We start from the raw sequence: 19,700 nt of genomic DNA, 5'->3' as shown, positions 1-19,700 counted from the left end.
GCCGGCCCCTTCAAGGAGAAGTCCATGCCCGCCTCCCCCCGCCGCGCCCTCATCGTCATCGATGTCCAGGAGGAGTACGTCACCGGCGACCTCCCCATCGAGTTCCCGCCCATCGCCGAGTCCCTGGCGAACATCGGCGCCGCCATGGATGCCGCCCGGGAGGCGGGCATTCCAGTGATCGTCGTCCAGAACCATGCGCCCGCCGGGGCGCCCCTCTTCGCGAAGGGCAGCCCCACCTGGGAGCTCCACGACGTGGTCCGCGCGCGCCCGCACGACCACTACCTGGAGAAAACCCTTCCCAGCGCGTTCACGGAGACGGATCTCGCCGAGTGGCTGGGGACCCGGGGCGTCGACACCCTCGCCGTCGTGGGCTACATGACCCACAACTGCGTGGACTCCACCATCAAGCACGCCATGCACGCCGGACTGGCGGTGGAGTTCCTGGCCGATGCCTCGGGCTCGGTGCCCTACGAGAACGCCGCGGGGCGGGTCAGCGCCGAGGTGATCCACCGGACCTTCTGCGTTGTCCTCCAGTCCCGGTTCGCGGCTGTCACGGACACCCGCGCCTGGGTGGCGGCCATCCGGGGGGAGGCGCCGGCACCGACCCGCGGCACCATCTATGACTCCAACCAGCGGGCCCGGGGCCGCCACCCGAAGTGACCCCCGAGGTGACCTTCGAAGTGCCCCCGAAATGAAGCTGCGCCCGGGGTGAAGGAGGTATCCTGGCGCCGGGACGTTCCCATGGCCCACGCCCTCCTTCCCTCCGGCCACGGCACCTATGAGCGCCTGGTGGCGCGCCTGAACCGCTTCCCCCAGGGCGCGCCGCCGTCGGAGCGGCTGTTCCAGATCCTCCGGCTCCTGGTGACCGAGGAGGAGGCCGGCCTGCTGGCGCAGGTCCCCATCCGCCCCTTCACGGCCCGCCGCGCCGCGGCGATCTGGAAGCTCCCGGAGACGAGGGCGCGCAGGATCCTGGAGGCCCTGGCCGGGCGCGCCATGCTGCTGGACCTTGTCCGGGACGGCGAGACCCGCTACGTGATGCCGCCGCCCATGGCCGGCTTCTTCGAGTTCTCGATGATGCGGGTGCGGGGCGATGTGGACCAGAAGGCCCTGGCGGAGCTCTTCCACCAGTACCTGAACGTGGAAGGGGATTTCCTCCGCGCCCTGTTCGCCGATGGAGAGACCCAGCTGGGCCGGGCCTTCGTGGACGAGACCGCGCTGCCCCGGGAGGACAGCCTCGTGGTGCTCGACCACGAGCGGGCCAGCGAGGTGGTGCGCACGGCGGGGGCCATCGGGGTCGGCACGTGCTACTGCCGCCACAAGATGGCCCATCTGGGGAAGGCCTGCGACGCGCCCATGGAGATCTGCATGACCTTCGGCACCTGCGCGGATTCCCTGACGCGCCACCAGGTGGCGCGGCGCGTGGAGGCCGCGGAGTGCCTCGACCTGCTCGATCAGGCCCGGGAGCGCGGGCTGGTGCAGTTCGGGGAGAACGTGCGCGAGCAGGTCAGCTTCATCTGCAACTGCTGCGGCTGCTGCTGCGAGGCCATGGTCGCGGCGCGCCGCTTCGCCTTCATGAAACCGGTCCACACCACGAACTTTCTCCCGGAGCTGGATGGCGGGCGGTGCACCGGATGCGGGAAGTGCATCGGCGCCTGCCCCGTGGAGGCGCTCAGCCTCGTCTCGGCCCACGATCCACGCCGTCCAGCCGCGCGGCGGGCGCGGCTGGACGAGGACCGCTGCCTGGGTTGCGGTGTGTGCGTGCGGAGCTGTGCCCCAGGGGCCATCCGGCTGAAGCCGCGCCGGGCGCGGGTGCTGACCCCCGCCAACACGGCCCACCGCACCGTGCTGATGGCCCTCGAACGCGGCCAGCTGGCGGAGCTCCTGGTGGACGGGCAATCCAGCCATGGGCACCGGGCTGTGGCCGCCATCCTCGGCGCCGTGCTCAGGCTCCCGCCCCTCCAGCGGGCGCTCGCCTCGAAGCAGGTGAAGTCGCGCTACCTGGACCGCCTGATGGCGGGCAGGTGAGGCCGGCCGCCAGCCCTTGGAGGATTGGGACAGAAGTTCGGAGTAATGGGCAAGCCGACCGATCGGCCGGCTCCTAGACTTCCTCCTGCCACCTCGTGGACCGAAGCGGCCCCAGGCCGGGAAGGTCCTTACGCACAGCCGCGGGCGCCCACCCCTGGCCTCACATCTGGCCTCACATCTGGCCCCACATCTGATTTGGAGGAATACATGACCCTGAACGTCCTCGGCTACGCCGCCCAGTCCCCCGCCTCGGCGCTGGCCCCCTTCCCCTTCGAGCGCCGCGATCCCCGGTCCGACGACGTGGTGATCGATATCCTCTACTGCGGCGTCTGCCACTCGGACCTGCACACGGCCCGCAACGACTGGGGCTGGACCACGTACCCCATCGTCCCCGGCCACGAGATCATCGGCCGCGTTCGGGAGATTGGCGCCGCCGTGACCCGCTTCAAGGCCGGCGATGCCGTCGGCGTGGGCTGCCTGGTGGACTCCTGCCGCCACTGCAAGCCCTGCGAGCACGGCGAGGAGCAGTACTGCCAGAACGGCTTCACCGGCACCTACGGCGGCACGGACCGCCACGACGGCCGGCCCACCCAGGGCGGCTACTCGGATCAGATCGTGGTGTCCGACCGCTTCGTGCTGAAGGTGCCGGACAGCCTGGACCTCCGCGGCGCCGCGCCCCTGCTCTGCGCCGGCATCACCAACTGGTCGCCCCTGCGGCACTGGAAGGTCGGGAAGGGCAGCCAGGTGGCGGTGGTGGGCCTCGGCGGCCTCGGCCACATGGGCCTGAAGCTGGCCAAGGCCCTGGGTGCCGAGGTGACCCTCTTCACGCGCTCCAAGGGCAAGGAGGACGACGCCCGGCGCCTGGGCGCGGACCGCGTGGTGCTGTCCACGGACCCCGCGCAGATGGCATCGGTCGCGGGCCGCTTCGACCTCATCGTCGACACCGTGCCCTACGTCCATGACCTGAATCCCTACGTCCCCACCCTGGCCACGAACGGCACCCTCGTGCTGGTGGGCTACCTGGGCGGGCTGGAGCCCATGCTCAATACCGTGCCCATGGTCCTCGGCCGCAAGTCCGTGGCGGGCTCCCTCATCGGAGGCATTGCCGAGACCCAGGAGATGCTCGACTTCTGTGGCGAGCACGGCATCACGTCCGACGTGGAGGTGATCCGCATGCAGGACATCAACGGGGCCTACGAGCGCCTGCTGAAGAGCGACGTGAAGTACCGCTTCGTCATCGACATGGCCTCGCTGAAGACGAAGAACTGAACCCGACCCACCAGGAGAACTCACATGAAGATGCGAACACTCGGTACCAACGGCCTGAATGTCTCCGCCCTCGGTCTGGGCTGCATGGGCCTGAGCTTCGGACTCGGCCCCGCCGTTGATAAACAGGAAGGCCTCGCCCTCATCAGGGCCGCCGCGGAGAAGGGCGTCACCTTCTTCGATACGGCCGAAGTCTACGGGCCCTGGGTGAACGAGGAGCTGGTGGGCGAGGCCCTGGCGCCCTTCAAGGGCCGGGTGGCCATCGCCACCAAGTTCGGCTTCGCCATCGACCAGGTCACAGGCCAGAACCCGGGCGGCCTGAACAGCCGGCCCGAGCGCATCCGGGCCGTGGCCGAGGCCTCCTTGAAGCGCCTTCGCGTGGACGCCATCGACCTCTTCTACCAGCACCGTGTGGATCCCGAGGTGCCCATCGAGGACGTGGCCGGCACGGTCAAGGACCTCATCGGGGAAGGCAAGGTCAGGCACTTCGGCCTCTCCGAAGCCGGCGCGGCCACCATCCGCAAGGCCCACGCCGTGCAGCCCGTGGCCGCCCTCCAGAGCGAGTACTCCCTGTTCTGGCGGGAGCCGGAGGTGGAGATCCTCCCCACGCTGGAAGAGCTGGGCATCGGCTTCGTCCCCTTCAGCCCCCTCGGCAAGGGCTTCCTCACCGGCAAGATCGACGAGACCACCACCTTCGATCCCACCGACTTCCGCAACATCGTGCCCCGCTTCACGCCCGAGGCGAGGAAGGCGAACCTCGCCCTGGTGGAGGTGCTGAAGGGCCTGGCGGCGGCGAAAGGTGCGACCCCGGCCCAGCTGGCCCTCGCCTGGCTGCTGGCCCAGAAGCCCTGGGTCGTCCCCATTCCGGGCACCACCAAGCTGCATCGGCTCGAAGAGAACCTGGGGGGCGCCGCCCTCGAACTCAGCGCCGACGACCTGAAGGCCATCGACGCCGCCGCCTCCAAAGTCGAATTGCAGGGCGCCCGGTACCCGGAGCACCTGCAGAAGCTGGTGGGCCGCTGACCGGCATGGAACCAGGACACGATGGAGACAGACCCATGAACGTGCTCATCATCAATGCCCACCTGGCCTATCCCGGATGGTCCGAGGGCAAGCTGAACCTCGCCTTCATGGATCTGGCGAAGGCGTTCTTCCTGGCGCGCGGACACCGGGTCACGGAGACCTTCGTCGAGCGCGGCTACGACCCGGAAGAAGAGGTGGGCAAGCATATGGCCGCCGACCTGGTCATCCTCCAGACGCCGGTGAACTGGTTCTCCGCGCCGTGGATCTACAAAAAGTATGTGGATGAGGTCTTCAACGCAGGGCTGACCACGAAGACCCTGCTTGAAGGCGATGGCCGCACGCGCCAGGACCCAAGCCGGCAGTACGGAACGGGTGGCCTCATGCAGGGGAGGGCCTTCATGGTCTCCGCCACCTGGAATGCGCCAAGGGAAGCCTTTGACAACCCCAACGGCGTGTTGTTCGGCGGCAAGGGCACGGCTGACCTGTTCCTTCACCTCACCTCGAACTACAGGTTCATGGGGTTCGACATCCTCCCGGATTTTGGGGTGTTCGATATCTTCAAGGCGCCCGACATCCCGCGCGCGCTCGAGGACTACCAGCGGCATCTGGAGAAACACTGCCTCGGAGAAGGTTCATAAGGAGGCTGCGATCCCTCCCGCATATCCCCAAGAGTCACCCAGCGGAGGCTTGATGGCGTACCTGCCACGTGGAAGCATCCATCAAATCCACCGCCAGCTCCAGCAATCACGGACCAGGGAGAGGCACCGATGACCATGTCTGAAACCGCTCACCGGAACCACGAGCGCTGGTTCCCGAGTCATCAATCCACCCTGAAGGTCACCGACCCGGAGTTCATCGAGCTGTTCGACCATTTTGCCTTCGACGAGGTGGCTTCCTACGGGACCCTGGACGACCGGACCCGCCTGATGGCCATCCTGGCGGCCCTGATCGCGGGCCAGGCCCTGGGCGAGTACAAGGTCATGCTCCGGGCCGCCCTGACCGTGGGCGTCACGCCGGTCGAGGTGAAGGAGCTCGTCTACCAGGCGGTACCCTACTGCGGCATCGCCGTGGTCTTCGACTTCCTCCATGCCACCAACGAGATCCTGGCGAGCGCCGGGGTGAAGCTGCCGCTGGAGGGCCAGTCCACGACCACGCGAGAGACGCGGATGGCGCGTGGACTGGGGGTGCAGAAGGCGATCTTCGGCGAGACGATCGACCAGATGCGCGAAGCGTCGCCGGCCGACCAGCGGCACATCCAGGACCACCTCTCCGGCAACTGCTTCGGGGACTACTACACGCGGACGGGGCTGGACCTGCGCCTGCGGGAGCTGCTCACCTTCTCGATGCTGCTCGCGCTGCGCGGCTGCGAAGCCCAGGTGAAGGGGCACGTCCGGGGCAACCTCCAGGTCGGCAACGACCGGGGCACGCTGGTGAGTGTCATCACGCAGCTGCTGCCCTACCTCGGCTATCCGAGGACCCTCAATGCCCTGCAGTGCCTGAATGACGTCCTGCCCGCATCCGCGTAGGCGGGAGGCCCCCTCGAACGTGGAACACCCCGCAAACCGGCTCCCCGGGCTGGCCTGAAAGGAGACAATGGCTCATGGCCCGCATCTCGACGCCACCCCTCCCCCAAGGTTCCGAGCCGGAACCCCTTCGGCCCGACCTGGCCCGGCTCGCAGACCTGCTGCTGGCCCACGCCCCCTACGACGGCACCTTCGAGCTGCGGCTGCCGGGGGTGCATGTCTCCCGGGCCTCCCGCGCCCACGCGGCCTTCCACCACGCCGTGCAGCGGCCGGCCCTCTGTCTGGTGGCCCAGGGCGCCAAGCGGGTGATGCTGGGGCAGGAGCTCTACGAGTACGACGCCTCGCGGGTGCTGGTCTATTCCGTCGATGTCCCCGTGTCCGCCCAGGTCACGCAAGCCAGCCTGGACGCGCCCTACCTCGGCCTTCGGATCGACCTGGATCCGGCGCGGATCGCCGACCTGACGGCCAGGGTCTACCCCCTGGGCCTGCCCCGCCGGGGCGAGGGCCGCGCCATCTGCGTGGACCAGCTGGACGCCCCGGTGATCAACGCGGTGGTGCGGCTGATGGAACTGGCCTCCCGGCCCGATGAGGCGGAGCTCCTGGCCCCCCTCGTCCTCGACGAGATCCTCATCCGGCTCCTGCGGAGCCCGCTGGGCCCGCGGGTGGCGCTGATCGGCCAGGAGGAGAGCCAGCTCCACCGCGTCGCCAAGGCCGTGTCCTGGGTCCGCACCCACTTCGACCAGCCCCTGGACGTGGAGCGCCTGGCCACCCTGGTCCACATGAGCCCGTCGTCCTTCCACCAGCACTTCAAGGCCGTCACCGCCATGAGCCCCCTGCAGTACCAGAAGGCCATCCGCCTCCAGGAGGCGCGGCGCCTCATGTTGCTCACCCGCCTCGACGCCGGCACCGCCGGCCGGCGCGTGGGCTACCAGAGCCCCTCCCAGTTCGCCCGGGAGTACGGCCGGTACTTCGGGAATGCGCCCACCAAGGACGTGGCGCGGCTGCGGGAGCAGGCGGAGGGGCTGGGGGCCGGGGAGTGACGCAGGAATTTACAGCCATCAAGATCTGCCGGGGATGGTTTTGATCCCACTGGGGCGAAGCTTGTGGGAATTGGCCCTGTGGCGGTTCCATACGAAGTCGACCACCTTCATGAAGCCGGGGTCTGGAAGGGGCTTGTCAGCAAATCCGTCCTTCCCGAATCGTTGGCAATACAGAATGGCCGGGGCCATCTCGTCGTAAGTGAAACCCAGCTCTCCTTCATCCGTTTGGCCCGGCCATAGGCCTGCCGAGGGGACCCGGTCGATGTGAGTCTCGTCTATGAGGCCGCTGGCGGCGAAGTGGTCGAGAGCCATATAGACTTCCTGCTTGAAGAAGTCGCTGATCGGAAAGATGTCGCATGCGCCATCCCCCCACTTCGTGTCGTAACCGATGTAGTCCTCACTGAGGTTGCCGGTGCCGATGACACGCACGCGCCTGCCCGGATTGGCTTCGCCGAGCGCCATGCAGGCGAGGTAGAGGTGGGTCATCCGAAGACGCGCACGGGTATTCCCTGTATTGAGGGCGGAGGTTTCATGGATGCCGAAATGCCCCATCTGCTCCTCCCAGCCCGATAGGACGGCAGAAACAGCCTTTTTGATATCGAGGGTCATATGGTTGATGCTCAGCTTGTCAGCCACGGAAGCTGAACGGGCGTTAAACGTCGCGTCGTCAATGGAGCTGGCGGGCATCGAGATGCCGAAGACATTCTCTGCGCCAAGGGCAGAGACGGACAGACAGGCGCAGAGGGTCGAGTCCGCTCCTCCGGATAGGCCGATGACCGCGACATCAACCTCTTTTTTGATGCCATCCATGGCAGCCTGAATGGCGGGTCGGATGTCGGTGACGAAAGGCGACATGTTGTGATCTCCTATCCTTGCGCCGCGGCTTGACAGCACGCCTCAGGGTGCAAGGTACCGTTCCCGGATCACCTTCATGTGCCAGCGTTCGTGACCGGCCATGTGATAAGCGATGGCCCGAACGCTCATGATGTTCCCGGATGCGATCCCGGAACGGAGGAGCACCTCATCGCCAAGCCCGGCATAAAGCGAAAGCGTTGCCGCGCGGACCGTGGCGAATTCATCGATCAGATCATCAAGGGTGCGGATGTTCGCTTGGGTCTCCGGGGTGTAAGCATCTTGGTCGAATCCAGGGAGCTCGGTCGTGTCACCGCGGGCGAATCGCAGGGCCCGATAGGCGTATATCCGCTCGTCGTCACTGAGGTGCTGGATGATTTCCTTGATCGTCCACTTCCCTGGGGCATACCGGTAATGAAGCAGGTCTGAGGGCAGGGAGCGAAGAAACGCCGAGGTCTCGATGAGATTCTCTCGAAGGTGCTCGAGCACCCGCCCATCGCTTGGTATCAGATTGAAATATCGCAGCACATATTGAACATGTTCGCCGGGGCCTGGCTTCTCGATCTTCCTCACGAACCGGCTCCCACTGATGCTTGATCGCGCCTGGATGACCTAACCACCGTGATTCATTTTAGCTCTGCCCTGGCCATCCCTCATGACGCCAAGCCAGGGCATCCGGCGCCGCTTTACGAAACGTCCTTACCCTGAATCAACGGTAAGACCGAGTGGTTCTTCTCCAGGGCGGAGTGGGTCTCTAGGGTTCCTCCCGCCGCAGGAGACTGGAACCGAAGGATGGTGCGGGCGCTCGCTCATGCCGTGGACCAGGGGGGAGTTCCTCTCGGCGAAGGAGCACCGCGCTCATCTTGGTAGCGTGCAGATGCGAAGGTTCCAAGCCGGGTCCTGTTCTTACGAAGGCGGCGAACGCCTGCATGGCCTTGATGTCTTCGGGGTGGGTGGCGGTGATCTCGAAATAGGGGTGCAAGGCTCCATCCTCAAGGAACAGAGCCAAGACTAGGTTTGGGATGGTCCTCGAAAAAGGTCCAAATTTGAAAATCCAGATAGACCATCATCCCGGAATAAGCCCGTAGAGCCTCGTCGCTGAACACCATGACTGAGGAGCCAGGGTCCGGCCGCGCGAAAGCCCGGCACGCCGCTTAACGCCTCCGGCAGTCCCCCGGACGGCCTCAGGCTACGGCTACCTGCCAGCATTTCAGTGACTTCGAGTCCCACCACCTCCACCACGCAAGAAGCCCCGCGGATGCGGCTCGGTAGCACTCCCGGTGGTGGGACTCCCTCCGCATCATCCTGTGGGTGACGCTCCGGCCGCGCGAAATGCTGGCACGCCGCTTCACGCCTCCGGCAGTCCCCCGGACTGCCTCCGGCTACGGCTACCTGCCAGCATTTCAGCGATTTCGAGCCCCGCCTTTTACCACAACAAATTGAGGCCCCGAATGAGAGGCGCTTGGCGTGTCGCTGCTGGGCACGGCGCTGATCCTCCGGGCAGGACATCAAGTCCTGCCCTCCGGGCGCCTACCTGCCCGCAGCGGCAATTCCACCAAAGCAAAGCCCCCGCAGGCGGGGGCTTTGCTTTGGTGGAGGTGGTGGGAGTCGAACCCACGTCCAAGACATGCCGGATGGCGGCTCTTCCACAGGCTTGGTCCGCTCTTGAAACCTCCCGGCGGGGAACGGACGAGCCGCTCGGGACGTGTGCCCCCTGGTCTCGGCCGCCGTCAGGGGGCGTCGCGGCGGCCCATCTGGTGCCTCCGTCCGGCAGGCCGAAGCCACCCTTTCGGAGGTTTAACGAGCCCGGTACCCAGAGATCCCGGGGACTCGCTCGGAGCCTAGGTTGCCCTAGGCAGCGAGAGCCAGTTCGAAGTTATCGTTGGCAGTTTGATTTGGGCGGCTTGATGAGGGGGCCAGCCGTCCAACCCCCGCCTGCACCAGGCACCCGGATCACGACCTGTCGAAACCGGTCACCCCCGTGGTGTTCTGATCACCGGACCTGGGATGCGATCGCTCCCGTGTCCGCTGCCGTCCGTTCGTCCCCCGCGAGGGCGCGAATCGGGCGGATCCTGAGTATGGGTGCGGGATGGCGGATGCACAAGAGCGCGTTCAGTGACCCTGCTTCCGGCGGGCGGTCACGGTCTCGCCGCCGATGCCCCAGTTGTCCATCTCCACTTCGTCGATGACGACGACGGTGGTCTGGGGGTTCTTGCCCAGCACGTCCACGAGGAGCTGGGTAGCGCCCTGGATGAGCCGGGCCTTCTGCTCGGCGGTGGCGCCTTCGCGGGTGATGCGGATGTTCACGTAGGGCATGGCGGCCTCCTGGACGCCTCCAAGATAAGCGCCTCAGCGGGGGAGGAGGGCGGTCCGCTGCAGCACCGCCCGGCTGTCCCCGTCGGCGAAGCGCCAGGGACGGGCCTGATCCTCGGGGGTGGCGAAGGCGATGCCCAGTCGGGGCCCGGTCAGGATCCGGGCCGGGGGTGGGCCCGGGCGCAGCTCCAGGCCACCGGGCGCCAGCAGGTCGTGGCCGTCGAAGGCCCGGTCGAGGCCCAGGGCCTGGGCCACCTTGCCGGGCCCCGCGCAGAGCTGGGGTGTGGGCCGGGCGGCCTTTCGCCGCGCCAGCACGGTCTCGAGCCCGGAGACCACCTCGACCCCGCGGATGAGCACCGCGCAGGCCTCGCCTTCGGGTCCGGTCACCACGTTCAGCATCCAGTGCACGCCGTAGCAGAAGTAGAGGTAGGCCCGGCCCGGCGGGCCCCACATGGGGGCGTTGCGGGCCGTGCGTCCATGGCGGGCGTGGCTGGCGCTGTCCTCGGGCCCGGCGTAGGCTTCCACCTCCGTGATGCGGAGGACGACGTCCTCGCGGGCGAGGCGCGCGCCCAGGAGGCCGGGCGCCACCTCCCAGACGGGACCGGCGAGGTTCATCGTCCCATCAGGCCGCGGCCCTGGAGGAAGGCCGCCAGCTCGGCGGCGGCGGGGCCCTCGAGGGCGCGCTCGGGCACGAGCACGGCCTGGGAGGGGCCGACCCGGAAGATCCAGAACCCGCTCCGGCGGACGACCCGGGTGAAGGCGCTCCAGGGCAGGCCGCCCTCGGTGGCCTCCGTGCGCAGGGTGAGGCCTTCGTCGTCCAGGCGCACCTCCATGGGCGGGTAGGCCTGGCCGCCGCGGCGCCGGCGCCCCCAGCGCAGCACCGCCTCGGGAAGGACGATCAGGAGCAGGCCGTTGAGGGCGAGGAAGAGGCCCGGGCCCGGCTGCCCCGGCGTGAGCCCGGCCCGGCCGAGGCCCCCCATCAGCAGCAGGGCGCCGCACAGGACCGACAGGGCGTACCAGAGGCGCTTGAAGGCGCGGGTGCCCCGCAGGGCCTCATCGGGCGACAGGGTGTAGGTGGCGAGGATCTGCATGGTCGTTCCGGAAGGCCCGGGTCGCACCTGCGGCCCGGGTAGGAAAAGGATTTCACGAGAAAGGGCCCGCTCGGGGGCCCTTTCTCCTTACTCGAATCGCGAAGCGATTCGAGCCTGCGGGCGTGGCGACCCACGCCGACATGATTCTGATCCGTGCGGGGCCCCGCTTCGTGAAGCCCCCCGGGCTTCACTGCGCGACCCGCATCGAATCAGACCTCATCGAAGAAGTACGGCTTCAGCACCTGGATGCGCTCCTCGAAGTCGTCCGGGTGGATGAAGTGCAGGGCGGCGGCCACGCTGGAGAGCAGGCTGTTGCCGTCCTGGGGCGTGAAGCAGAAGCCCACCACGCGGTTCTCGCTGGGCATGGTGAGGGTGCTGAGGGGGATCACGGTCTGGTTGAGGATGCGGCCGTAGTGGCCCTGGTCGCGGCCGAAGGAGAACACGGTGTTGGCATCCTTCTTCTCGGTGATGGCGATGCGGTCGTTGGCCTTGATGCGGGCCTTGAGGCTCTCCAGCGTGGTGGGGCGCTTCAGGCGCAGGTCGAACCAGAGGCTGTGCATGTACTGGGTGGAGAGCTTGATGGCGCTGCTGAAGAGGTTCAGCTCCAGGCCGCGGGTCTGGAACAGGTGGTAGGCGTCGCGGGCGTGGTGGGTGCCGAACTTGCCGTCCTTGTGGGTGCCGACCTGGGGGGCGGGGCAGAAGTCCTTCACCTGGCTGATGTCGTTGGCGCGGCGCATGCAGACGAAGCTGCCTTCCAGCAGGTTGTCGTCGCCCTCGGCCAGGGCCAGCGTGTCGATGATGCAGGAGAGGTTGTGGGTGTTGCAGCTCACGACCTGCACGTACTGGCCGCTCTTCTTGAGCACGTCGTCGTTGATGCCGCGGGCGTACATGGTGCCGAAGCCGAACTCGCTGCCCTGGGCGATGAAGCCCCGGGTGTTGTGCTCGTAGTGGGTGTAGAACTTCTCCTTCATGTCCAGGCCCTTGGGGCTGCAGTCGATGACGACCGTGGCCTCGTTCAGGGCCTGGTCATGGAACATGGCGGGCTCGATGCCCCAGGCCTTGAAGCCTTCCGCCTTGTCGGGGTCCACCACCAGCTTCGCGCCGCGGCGCAGCAGGGCCTTCACCTTGGGGCGGTCGCTGACGCTGTTCTTGTGGAACGTCACGTCATCGATGCCCAGTTCCTTCTTGTACTCGGTCAACAGGCCGATCAGCGGCTCGCCGATGGTGCCCGTGCCGACCACGTGCACGATGTTCTTCTTGGACATGGGTCCTCCCTGGCCGGATTTTCGGGACGCCCCCCGGCCCAACTGAGGATTTTCCCAGGCGGCCGCAGGAAAAGCCACCCGCAAACGCCGGATGCGGATCCCTTGTGACGGGAAGCCCCTACCAGCCCCGCAGTTCGTTGGCCTTCCGCACGCGGTCCAGGGCCAGGACCAGAGCCCCGGTGCGCCAGGTGCAATGGTGCCGGCGCACCTGCTCCTCGACGTCGCGGAAGGCCTGGAGGAGGACCTTCTCCTCCTTCTCGAAGATCTCGGCCTCCTCCCAGAAGAGGTGCTGGAGGTTCTGCACCCACTCGAAGTAGGACACGGTGACGCCCCCGGCGTTGGCCAGGATGTCGGGCATCAGCAGGATGCCCCGCTCCCGGAAGATCCGGTCGGCCTCGGGGGTGGTGGGGGCATTGGCTCCCTCGACGATGAGGCTGGCCTTCACGGTCGGAGCGGTGGCTTCGGTCAGCACGCCGCCGAGGGCCGCGGGAATGAGGATGTCGCCCTCCTGGGCCCAGATCTCGACGGGGTCGAAGGGCTCGCCGCCCGGGAAGCCGGCCACGGTGCCCCGGTTCTGGCGCGCGTGGGCCAGGAGGGCCGGCACATCCAGGCCCTCCTGGCGCCGGACCGCGCCGCCGAGGTCGGCCACGGCCACCACGCGGGCGCCCATGTCGGCGAGGAACCGGGCGCTGTGGCCGCCCACGTTGCCAAATCCCTGGAGGACCACCCTCGCGCCTTTCAGCTCGCGGCCCAGCACGCGCGTCCAGGCCTCCCGCGCGCAGATGGCCACGCCTTTGCCGGTGGCAGCCTCCCGGCCCTGGCTGCCGCCCAGCTCCAGGGGCTTGCCGGTGACGCAGGCGGGCTGGTGGCCGTTCTTCCGGCCATATTCGTCCATGACCCAGGCCATGATCTGGGCGTTGGTGTTCAGGTCGGGGGAGATGATATCCCGGGTGGGGCCCAGCACCATGGAGATCTTGGAGATGTAGCGGCGCGTGAGCATCTCCAGCTCGTGCAGGGACAGCCTCGAGGGATCGCACTGGATGCCCCCCTTGGCGCCGCCGAAGGGGATGTTCACCACCGCGGTCTTCCAGGTGTTGAGGCTGGCCAGGGCCCGCACGTCATCCAGGGCCAGGTCCGGATGGAAGCGGATGCCGCCCTTCTGGGGCCCGCGCACGCCGTTGTGCTGCACGCGGTAGCCCTTGAACACGCGCAGTGTCCCGTCTTCCATGCGGATGGGCATGGCCACCGTGATCTCGCGGTAGGGCGTCTTGAGCAGCTCCCGCAGCTCCTGGGAGAGCTGGAGGATATCCGCGGCCTCGTCAAACTGCCGGTTCACGTTCTCGAAGAGGTTCATGGGTCCGGTCATGGGAACCCCCACCGGCGCCTAGCATAGCGCGGCCCCGGGGGACCGGGGCCGCGGAGAGGGGCTGGCGGATGAACCTACTGCTTCAGGCCCTGGAGGGAGACCAGGTACCGCATGAAGGAGACGCCGTAGGTGCCATCGGGCTTCTTGAGGCAGCTGACGGAGAGGATCTTGTTGCCGTCGAAGCCCAGGGACATGTCCTTGACGACGGTCTGGGAGCCGAACTGGCGGGCGGCCGTGTTGTCCACGATGCCCATGTGCCGCATCTTGCCCCAGGACTTGGCGGTGAGGCCCTTGGTCAGGCGGTAGATGCCGGCGTTGTAGGCCAGCCGGGCGTCCTTGATGGTGTAGTCGGGGAAGTTGACGGGGTCGGGGCCCCCCGGCAGGGCATCGAGCTTGTCGGCCAGGTGCTCCACACCCAGGCCCTTCAGCTCTTCGGGGGTGAGCGTGAGGCCCAGGGCCTTGGCGTCCATGTGCATCTGCCGCGCGGAGGGGAACACCACGTCGGGCGTGATGGGCGCGATCAGGGTCACGTGCTTGTAGTCCTTCCGCACCGCCAGGTATTGCAGGTGATAGAGGATGTCGGCGGGTTCGGTGGCGGCGGGCGGGGGCGTGGTGGGAATCGCGTCACCGCCGCAACCCACGAACGCGGGCACGAGGAGCAGGCTGGCGAGGGGCAGCATCAGGGTACGTCGCATCGATAGGCCTCCGGAACGGGGTGGTCTGGATGATTGTGAGGATGCAGTCTTCCCACTGCGCTGCCAAGGGAAATTCATCACAATGGGATCGTGTATCCCATCGGTCTCATCGCTTTCGGCCGCCTGCGCCTGGAACCCTGCCGGGGGCTGGAGCGGCACTACCTGGACATGCTGCGCCCCTACGCCCGGATCGAGGTGGCGGAATTGGCGGAGGGGAAGGGCGATCCCGCCCGGCAGCTCCGGGAGGAGGCCGAGCGCCTGCGGCCGAAGCTGAAGGCGGTGGCCTGCCCGGTCCTCCTCACGCCGGAAGGAAAACTCCGGGACAGCGAGGCCCTGGCCAGGTGGCTGGGCGAGCGCATGGACCGGGGGGAGAGCCTGGCCTTCGTCCTCGGCAGCAGCCACGGCTTCGACCCCGGGCTCAAGGCGGAGGTGAAGGAGCAGCTCAGCCTCTCGCCCCTGACCTTCCCCCACGAGCTGAGCCGGGTGATGCTCCTGGAGCAGCTCTACCGGGCCTTCACCATCCTGCGGGGGAAGGCGTATCACAAATAATCAAGGGGGACCACCCGGCGGCCTCGCCGCCTCTGCGTCCCCCTTGAATCCTGGGCTCGGGCGCCGTCATTCCTTGCGACCCACACGGGCGAGGTTATTCGCCCTTTTTCCGCCTTTGAGGGACACTGGTCGAATGGCGCATCCCATGGACCGCTACTTCGCCCCGCCGGAGGGACGGATCTTCGCCTGCTTTCCCGGGGCCGAGGACCGGCCCGGCCAGCGGCGCATGGCGGAGCTGGTCCACAACACCGTCGTGGAGGGCACCGCGCGCTTCCAGCGCTGGCGGGACCAGGGTGGCGAGCCCGACACCCGCCCCGAAGCCGTCATCCAGGCGGTGGAGGCCGGCACGGGCACGGGCAAGAGCCTGGGCTACCTGGTGCCGGCGCTCGCCGCGGGACGTCGGCCCGTCCTGGTGGCCACGCGCACCAAGCAGCTCCAGCGCCAGCTGCTGGAGGAGGATGTGCCCCGGGCCGCCGGCATCCTGGGCCGGCCCATCAAGGCCGTGCTGGCCAAGGGCCGCGCCAACTACCTCTGCCGCACGGCCTGGGAGGCGGTCTCCACGGACCCGCACCTGGAGTTCACCCGCGCCGACCAGCAGCTCTGGCTGGCCCTCCAGCGCTGGACCCGGGAGACCCAGGACGGCGATCGCGAGGGCCTGGGCCGCTTCGGCGAGGGCGAGTCGCCCCTCTGGGACAAGCTCAATGCCCGGGCCGAGCGCTGCACGGGCCGCCAGTGCCCCCGCTTCGAGGACTGCTTCCTCACCAAGCTGCGGGCCGAGGTGGCCGAGGCGGACCTCATCATCGTCAACCATGCGCTGCTGCTGGCGGACCGGGTGCTGCGGGAATCCGCCTTCGGCCAGGTGCTGCCGGACGCGCCGGTGCTCATCCTGGACGAGGCCCACGACCTGGAGGAGCAGCTCACGGAGAGCTGCGCCGAAGCCTGGTCCAGCCGCGCCATGCAGCTGCTCTTCACGGACCTGCGCGACGCCGCCAAGGGGTCGGGCGCGGGCCTGCTGGCCCTGCTGGAGCCCTGGGAGCGCGCCTGGGCGGACATCCTCACCTGGGTGCCCCTGGAGGGCGGCGTACTGCCCCTCCTGTCGCCGGGACCGGAGATGAAGGCCCTGGCCGATGCCGTGGGCGCCTGGGTGGAGGCGGGCCATCCGCTGTGGATGGAGGCGCGGCGACTGGCGGGGGCCGACCCGGAGAACCCGCTGTGGATGCGCCTGGCGGAGCGCGTGGGCACGGCGTTCTCGCGCATGGAGCAGATCTTCGCCCAGCCCGAGGGTTGGGTGTCCACCGTGAACCGGGAGGGCTCGCACCTGGTCCACTTCAAGTCGAACCCGGTGGACGTGCGACCCTTCTTCCATCAGCACGTGCGGCGCGGCTTCGAGAGCGTGGTGCTCACCAGCGCCACCCTGCGCGACGGCAGGGGCTTCAACGGCCTGGGCCTGCGCCTGGGCCTCACCCGGCCCGAGGTGGAGGTCGCCGAGCACGTGGAGAGCCCCTTCGACTTCGAGGCCCAGGGCCTGCTCTTCGTTCCGCCGGACCTGCCGGAGCGCCGGGCTTCCGGAGGCGGCGTGGGCGATCCCGCCTGGATCGAGGCCTCGCTCTCGGCTATGGAGCGCATGCTGCGGGCCAGCCGGGGCCGGGCCCTGCTGCTCTTCACCAGCCGCAAGATGCTGGCGGCCTTCCGCCCGCGGCTGGAGGACGCGCTGCCGGAGCTCACCTTCTTCGTGCAGGGCGACGGCCTCTCCCGCACCCAGCTCCTGGATCGATTCCGCGCCACGCCGTCGGCCGTGCTGCTGGGCCTCGCCAGCTTCTGGCAGGGCGTGGACCTGCCGGGCGATGCCCTGAGCCTGGTGGTGGTCTCGGCGCTGCCCTTCGCGCCCCCGGACGATCCCGTGCTCCAGGCCCGCATCCGCGAAGCGGACGCGCAGCGCGACGGCCTGGGCTTCATCGGCATCCAGGTCCCCCAGATGACGCTCAAGCTCAAGCAGGGCATCGGCCGCCTCATCCGCACCCGCGGCGACCGCGGCGTGGTGGCCGTGCTGGATCCGCGCCTCATGCTGCCCAGCGAGGACCGCCTCGGGAAGCGCTACGCCGCCCAGGTCCGAGCCGCCCTGCCGCCCTTCCCGGTGACCCGGGACTGGGAGCGGGTGGAGACGTTTCTGCGGCAGCTATGAAGAAGGGCCCGCGTCGCGGGCCCGTTCACGAATAGAGCAGGGCAAGGTCAGTTTCCGGGTTCCGTGGGAGGCGCGGGCGGCGCCGGAGGTGCGTCCGGCACTGGAGGCGGCGGCGGGGGAAGGGGTGCAGGTTCGGGGGGCTTCGGGGCCCGGGGGGCCTTGGGCGGGTTCGGGGTGGTGGCCATCTGATTCTGGAGCTGATCCAGGCGCTTCTGCATGGACTTCATGGCGGACTGGAGGGCGCGGATCTCCACCTGGGGATCGGCTTCGACGCCCGGGTGGTCGATGTGGATCTCGGGAATGTGGATGGGGGGGATGGTGATGTCCCCGGGGACCTCCACGACCATGTCCTGGTCCTCGGGGCCGACGAAGGTCCAGGTGCCGCCCTCGCCCTTCTTCACACCACGAACCTTCACGCGCTTCTCGATGACGTCCTTGCCATCCACCCTCTTGCGGATCACGACCGTGTCGGGACCCACGTCCTCGGTGAGGATCTCCACGTTCTTCCCTGCCTCGCCCTTCTTCCGGATCACCTCCATCCGCACCTTGCGGCGCTCGGCACGGGCCTTCTCGATCTCCGCCCGCGCCTTGTCAATGTCCGCGCGGACCTTGGCGCGCTCTTCGGGGCTCAGCTCCGGGAGGCGGTCGAGATCCTTCAGATGCGCGTCCAGCTCCTTCAGGTGGGTGTCCAGTTCGCGGGTCTGCGCGTCCATGCGCCGCGTGCGGACCTCGATGTGATGGGCCTTGTCCCGGGCCTTCTGGGCTTTGGTCGCCTCCTTCACGGCCTCCCGCAGCCAGGCCTCGCCTTCGGCGTCCAGGGGCTGCTCCTTCCCGTCCACGGTGTAGGTGCGCCGGCTCTTGGAGGCGGTGTAGGCGCGGGTCTTCCCGCCCCGCTTCTCCTCCACGCGGAAGCTGCCGTCCCCGGGGACGGCCACGGGCTCCTTGGCGGCGGCGTCGAGCTGGACGTCGCCCTTCACCTGCAGGTCCAGCTTGCGGTCGCCGTCGATGACCTTCATGCGGGTGACCGGTTCGGGCTCGGCTGCGGGTTCCTTCCCCTTGTCCTGGAGGACCACGCCGGCCCCCAGCAGGGAGGCGGCCAGCAGGGCCAGGGCCGCGGCGCGGGCGGCGTTGGAGGCGGGCAGGGCGGGCTGGAGCAGGTGGCGGACGCGGTGCATGAGGGAACCTCCGTTGGCGGCCAGGGCCAGGTGGGGGGCGGGGGACGCGGCCTCGCGCAGGGCCTCCAGATCCGTGAGGGCGCGGGCCAGGAGCAGGGGATCGCCGCAGAGGGAGGCGGCCACGTCATCGCAGCAGAGCTCGCGCTCATGCCGGATGCGGGCCGACAGCCACCACACGGCGGGGTGGTAGAAGAGGGCGACCTCCACCAGGGACTGGAGCAGGTTCACCAGGAAGTCGCCCCGGCGGATGTGGGCCAGCTCGTGGGTGAGGATGGCCTCCAGCTGCTGGGGCGCCAGGCCCGCCAGGGCGCAGGCGGGCAGCAGGATGACGGGGCGCAGCCAGCCCAGGGCCGTGGGCACCTCCACCGCCGCGGACCGGAGCAGGCGCACGGTGCGGGAGAGCTTCAGCTCCCGGCAGAGCCGCGACAGCACCAGATGCCATTCCGCGGGGGCCGGGGCGGTCCCGTGCCGGCGCAGGCGCTGCACGCGGGCCCAGCCGCCGAGGAAGCGGGCGGAGAGCAGGACCACGCCCAGGGCCCAGGTCCCCAGCAGCCAGGGCAGGGCGGGATCCAGGGCCATCTTCATCCGAAGGGGCAGCGGCGCCTCAGGAATCAGGATCCCGGAGGCTTCCACCCCCAGGCGCAGGGGCTCCGCCAGGGCCGCCTGGCGCTGGAGGAACAGGAAGGTGGCCACCGGCGCCGCGGCCATCAGGAGGAGGGCGGCGCAGGCCACGCCGTAGCGGGTCCGGGCGCTGGCGCCCCGCAGCAGGGCCAGTCCCAGCCAGGCCAGCAGGCCCAGGGCGGCGCCCTGCCAAAGGAAATGGAGAAGGCTCCAGCCCAGGGACTGGGCCCAGGGCTCACGGACGACAGAGAGCAGGGGATTCATCGCTTCCCTCCTTCGGCCTGGTCGAGCAGCTTCCGGATCTCCGCCAGCTCCTCGCGGCTGGCCCGGCGCGTGGCCAGGGCCTGCATGACGAGGCTGAGGGACGAGCCCCCGAAGGCCTTGTCCAGCAGATCGTCCAGCAGGTGCCGCTGGGTCTGGACCTGGGACTCGCGGGCGGAGAACACATGGGTCCGGTCCGTGACGTCCCGCGCCACCAGTCCCTTCTCATGCATGATCTGGAGCATCTTCAGCACGGTGGTGTAGCCCAGCTCCCGCTCGGACGCCAGCACCTCGAAGACCTGCCGCACCGTGCTGGGCCCCCGCTCCCAGAGCACCCGCAGGATGGCGAGCTCGGCGTCCGTGGGCTTGGGGGAAGGGGTCATGGGAAGGGGCTCCAGGAGAGGAATGCCGAAAAGATACGACATGTTTCGTAGCCGTCAACGAAAATCTTCG

General features: G+C 68.5%; 18 protein-coding genes, 1 other RNA gene and 1 pseudogene. 9 read left to right on the top strand and 11 right to left on the bottom strand.

What is annotated here, in order from left to right; genetic code table 11:
* Nucleotides 1-24 precede the first annotated feature (24 nt).
* From MLE42_RS07900 to MLE42_RS07870, 7 genes are all read left to right on the top strand, one after another.
* Nucleotides 25-660: a cysteine hydrolase family protein gene (locus MLE42_RS07900; RefSeq protein WP_243287333.1), complete on the top strand. Its 636-nt coding sequence runs from the start codon at nt 25-27 to the stop codon at nt 658-660.
* 81 nt (nt 661-741) lie between these two features.
* Nucleotides 742-2,025 carry a 4Fe-4S dicluster domain-containing protein gene (locus tag MLE42_RS07895; RefSeq protein ID WP_243287332.1) on the top strand — a complete coding sequence of 428 codons (1,284 nt, stop codon included), beginning with the start codon at nt 742-744 and terminating at the stop codon, nt 2,023-2,025.
* A gap of 207 nt (nt 2,026-2,232) precedes the next feature.
* The gene (locus MLE42_RS07890; RefSeq protein ID WP_243287331.1) at nt 2,233-3,294 is read left to right on the top strand and encodes an NAD(P)-dependent alcohol dehydrogenase; all 1,062 of its coding nucleotides are present in this window, start codon (nt 2,233-2,235) and stop codon (nt 3,292-3,294) included.
* 24 nt (nt 3,295-3,318) lie between these two features.
* On the top strand, nt 3,319-4,314 hold the full coding sequence (locus MLE42_RS07885; protein WP_243287330.1) for an aldo/keto reductase: 996 nt from the start codon (nt 3,319-3,321) through the stop codon (nt 4,312-4,314).
* A gap of 35 nt (nt 4,315-4,349) precedes the next feature.
* Entirely contained in the window at nt 4,350-4,952 is a 603-nt protein-coding gene (locus MLE42_RS07880; protein WP_243287329.1) for an NAD(P)H-dependent oxidoreductase, read from the top strand.
* A gap of 129 nt (nt 4,953-5,081) precedes the next feature.
* Nucleotides 5,082-5,840 carry a carboxymuconolactone decarboxylase family protein gene (locus MLE42_RS07875; RefSeq protein WP_420843079.1) on the top strand — a complete coding sequence of 253 codons (759 nt, stop codon included), beginning with the start codon at nt 5,082-5,084 and terminating at the stop codon, nt 5,838-5,840.
* A 74-nt stretch (nt 5,841-5,914) separates the two neighbouring features.
* Nucleotides 5,915-6,877 carry an AraC family transcriptional regulator gene (locus MLE42_RS07870; RefSeq protein WP_243287327.1) on the top strand — a complete coding sequence of 321 codons (963 nt, stop codon included), beginning with the start codon at nt 5,915-5,917 and terminating at the stop codon, nt 6,875-6,877.
* A gap of 18 nt (nt 6,878-6,895) precedes the next feature.
* On the opposite strand, the gene nadE is transcribed toward MLE42_RS07870, so the two are convergent.
* From nadE to MLE42_RS07825, 9 genes and pseudogenes are all read right to left on the bottom strand, one after another.
* Nucleotides 6,896-7,732, bottom strand: a complete 837-nt coding sequence (gene nadE / locus MLE42_RS07865) for an NAD(+) synthase (RefSeq protein WP_243287326.1) — start codon at nt 7,730-7,732, stop codon at nt 6,896-6,898.
* Between the two features lie 42 nt (nt 7,733-7,774).
* Nucleotides 7,775-8,302, bottom strand: a complete 528-nt coding sequence (locus MLE42_RS07860; protein WP_243287325.1) for a DinB family protein — start codon at nt 8,300-8,302, stop codon at nt 7,775-7,777.
* Nucleotides 8,303-9,319: 1,017 nt separating this feature from the next.
* Nucleotides 9,320-9,710, bottom strand: a transfer-messenger RNA (tmRNA) gene (gene ssrA, locus MLE42_RS07855).
* Between the two features lie 131 nt (nt 9,711-9,841).
* Nucleotides 9,842-10,060: pseudogene (locus tag MLE42_RS07850) on the bottom strand (tautomerase family protein); the annotation flags it as partial.
* Between the two features lie 18 nt (nt 10,061-10,078).
* Nucleotides 10,079-10,657 (bottom strand): DNA-3-methyladenine glycosylase, encoded by a 579-nt coding sequence (locus MLE42_RS07845; protein WP_243287323.1) that lies wholly within the window; start codon nt 10,655-10,657, stop codon nt 10,079-10,081.
* Nucleotides 10,654-11,133, bottom strand: a complete 480-nt coding sequence (locus MLE42_RS07840) for a YcxB family protein (protein WP_243287322.1) — start codon at nt 11,131-11,133, stop codon at nt 10,654-10,656. The genes MLE42_RS07845 and MLE42_RS07840 overlap by 4 nt, the downstream gene beginning before the upstream one ends.
* 209 nt (nt 11,134-11,342) lie before the next feature.
* Nucleotides 11,343-12,398, bottom strand: coding sequence for a hypothetical protein (locus tag MLE42_RS07835; protein ID WP_243287321.1), 1,056 nt, complete (start codon nt 12,396-12,398; stop codon nt 11,343-11,345).
* A gap of 118 nt (nt 12,399-12,516) precedes the next feature.
* Nucleotides 12,517-13,764, bottom strand: a complete 1,248-nt coding sequence (locus tag MLE42_RS07830; protein ID WP_243287320.1) for a Glu/Leu/Phe/Val family dehydrogenase — start codon at nt 13,762-13,764, stop codon at nt 12,517-12,519.
* Nucleotides 13,765-13,838: 74 nt separating this feature from the next.
* Entirely contained in the window at nt 13,839-14,459 is a 621-nt protein-coding gene (locus MLE42_RS07825) for a hypothetical protein (RefSeq protein ID WP_243287319.1), read from the bottom strand.
* A 90-nt stretch (nt 14,460-14,549) separates the two neighbouring features.
* Here MLE42_RS07825 and MLE42_RS07820 point away from each other — a divergent pair, with 90 nt between their 5' ends.
* Both MLE42_RS07820 and MLE42_RS07815 read left to right on the top strand, forming a co-directional pair.
* Nucleotides 14,550-15,008 carry a 23S rRNA (pseudouridine(1915)-N(3))-methyltransferase RlmH gene (locus tag MLE42_RS07820; protein WP_243287318.1) on the top strand — a complete coding sequence of 153 codons (459 nt, stop codon included), beginning with the start codon at nt 14,550-14,552 and terminating at the stop codon, nt 15,006-15,008.
* Nucleotides 15,009-15,141: 133 nt separating this feature from the next.
* Complete coding sequence (locus tag MLE42_RS07815) at nt 15,142-17,190, top strand: ATP-dependent DNA helicase (RefSeq protein WP_243287317.1); 2,049 nt, start codon at nt 15,142-15,144, stop codon at nt 17,188-17,190.
* A 47-nt stretch (nt 17,191-17,237) separates the two neighbouring features.
* Here MLE42_RS07815 and MLE42_RS07810 read toward each other — a convergent pair whose 3' ends face one another.
* Nucleotides 17,238-19,250 (bottom strand): M56 family metallopeptidase, encoded by a 2,013-nt coding sequence (locus MLE42_RS07810; RefSeq protein ID WP_243287316.1) that lies wholly within the window; start codon nt 19,248-19,250, stop codon nt 17,238-17,240.
* The gene (locus MLE42_RS07805) at nt 19,247-19,630 is read right to left on the bottom strand and encodes a BlaI/MecI/CopY family transcriptional regulator (protein ID WP_243287315.1); all 384 of its coding nucleotides are present in this window, start codon (nt 19,628-19,630) and stop codon (nt 19,247-19,249) included. Before MLE42_RS07805 ends, MLE42_RS07810 begins: the two co-directional genes overlap by 4 nt.
* Between the last annotated feature and the right edge of the window lie 70 nt (nt 19,631-19,700).

The organism is Geothrix terrae (assembly GCF_022808775.1).
GTDB lineage: Bacteria > Acidobacteriota > Holophagae > Holophagales > Holophagaceae > Geothrix > Geothrix terrae.
Note: the sequence above shows the minus strand (reverse complement) of the source record. Positions and strands in the feature narration are given on the sequence as shown.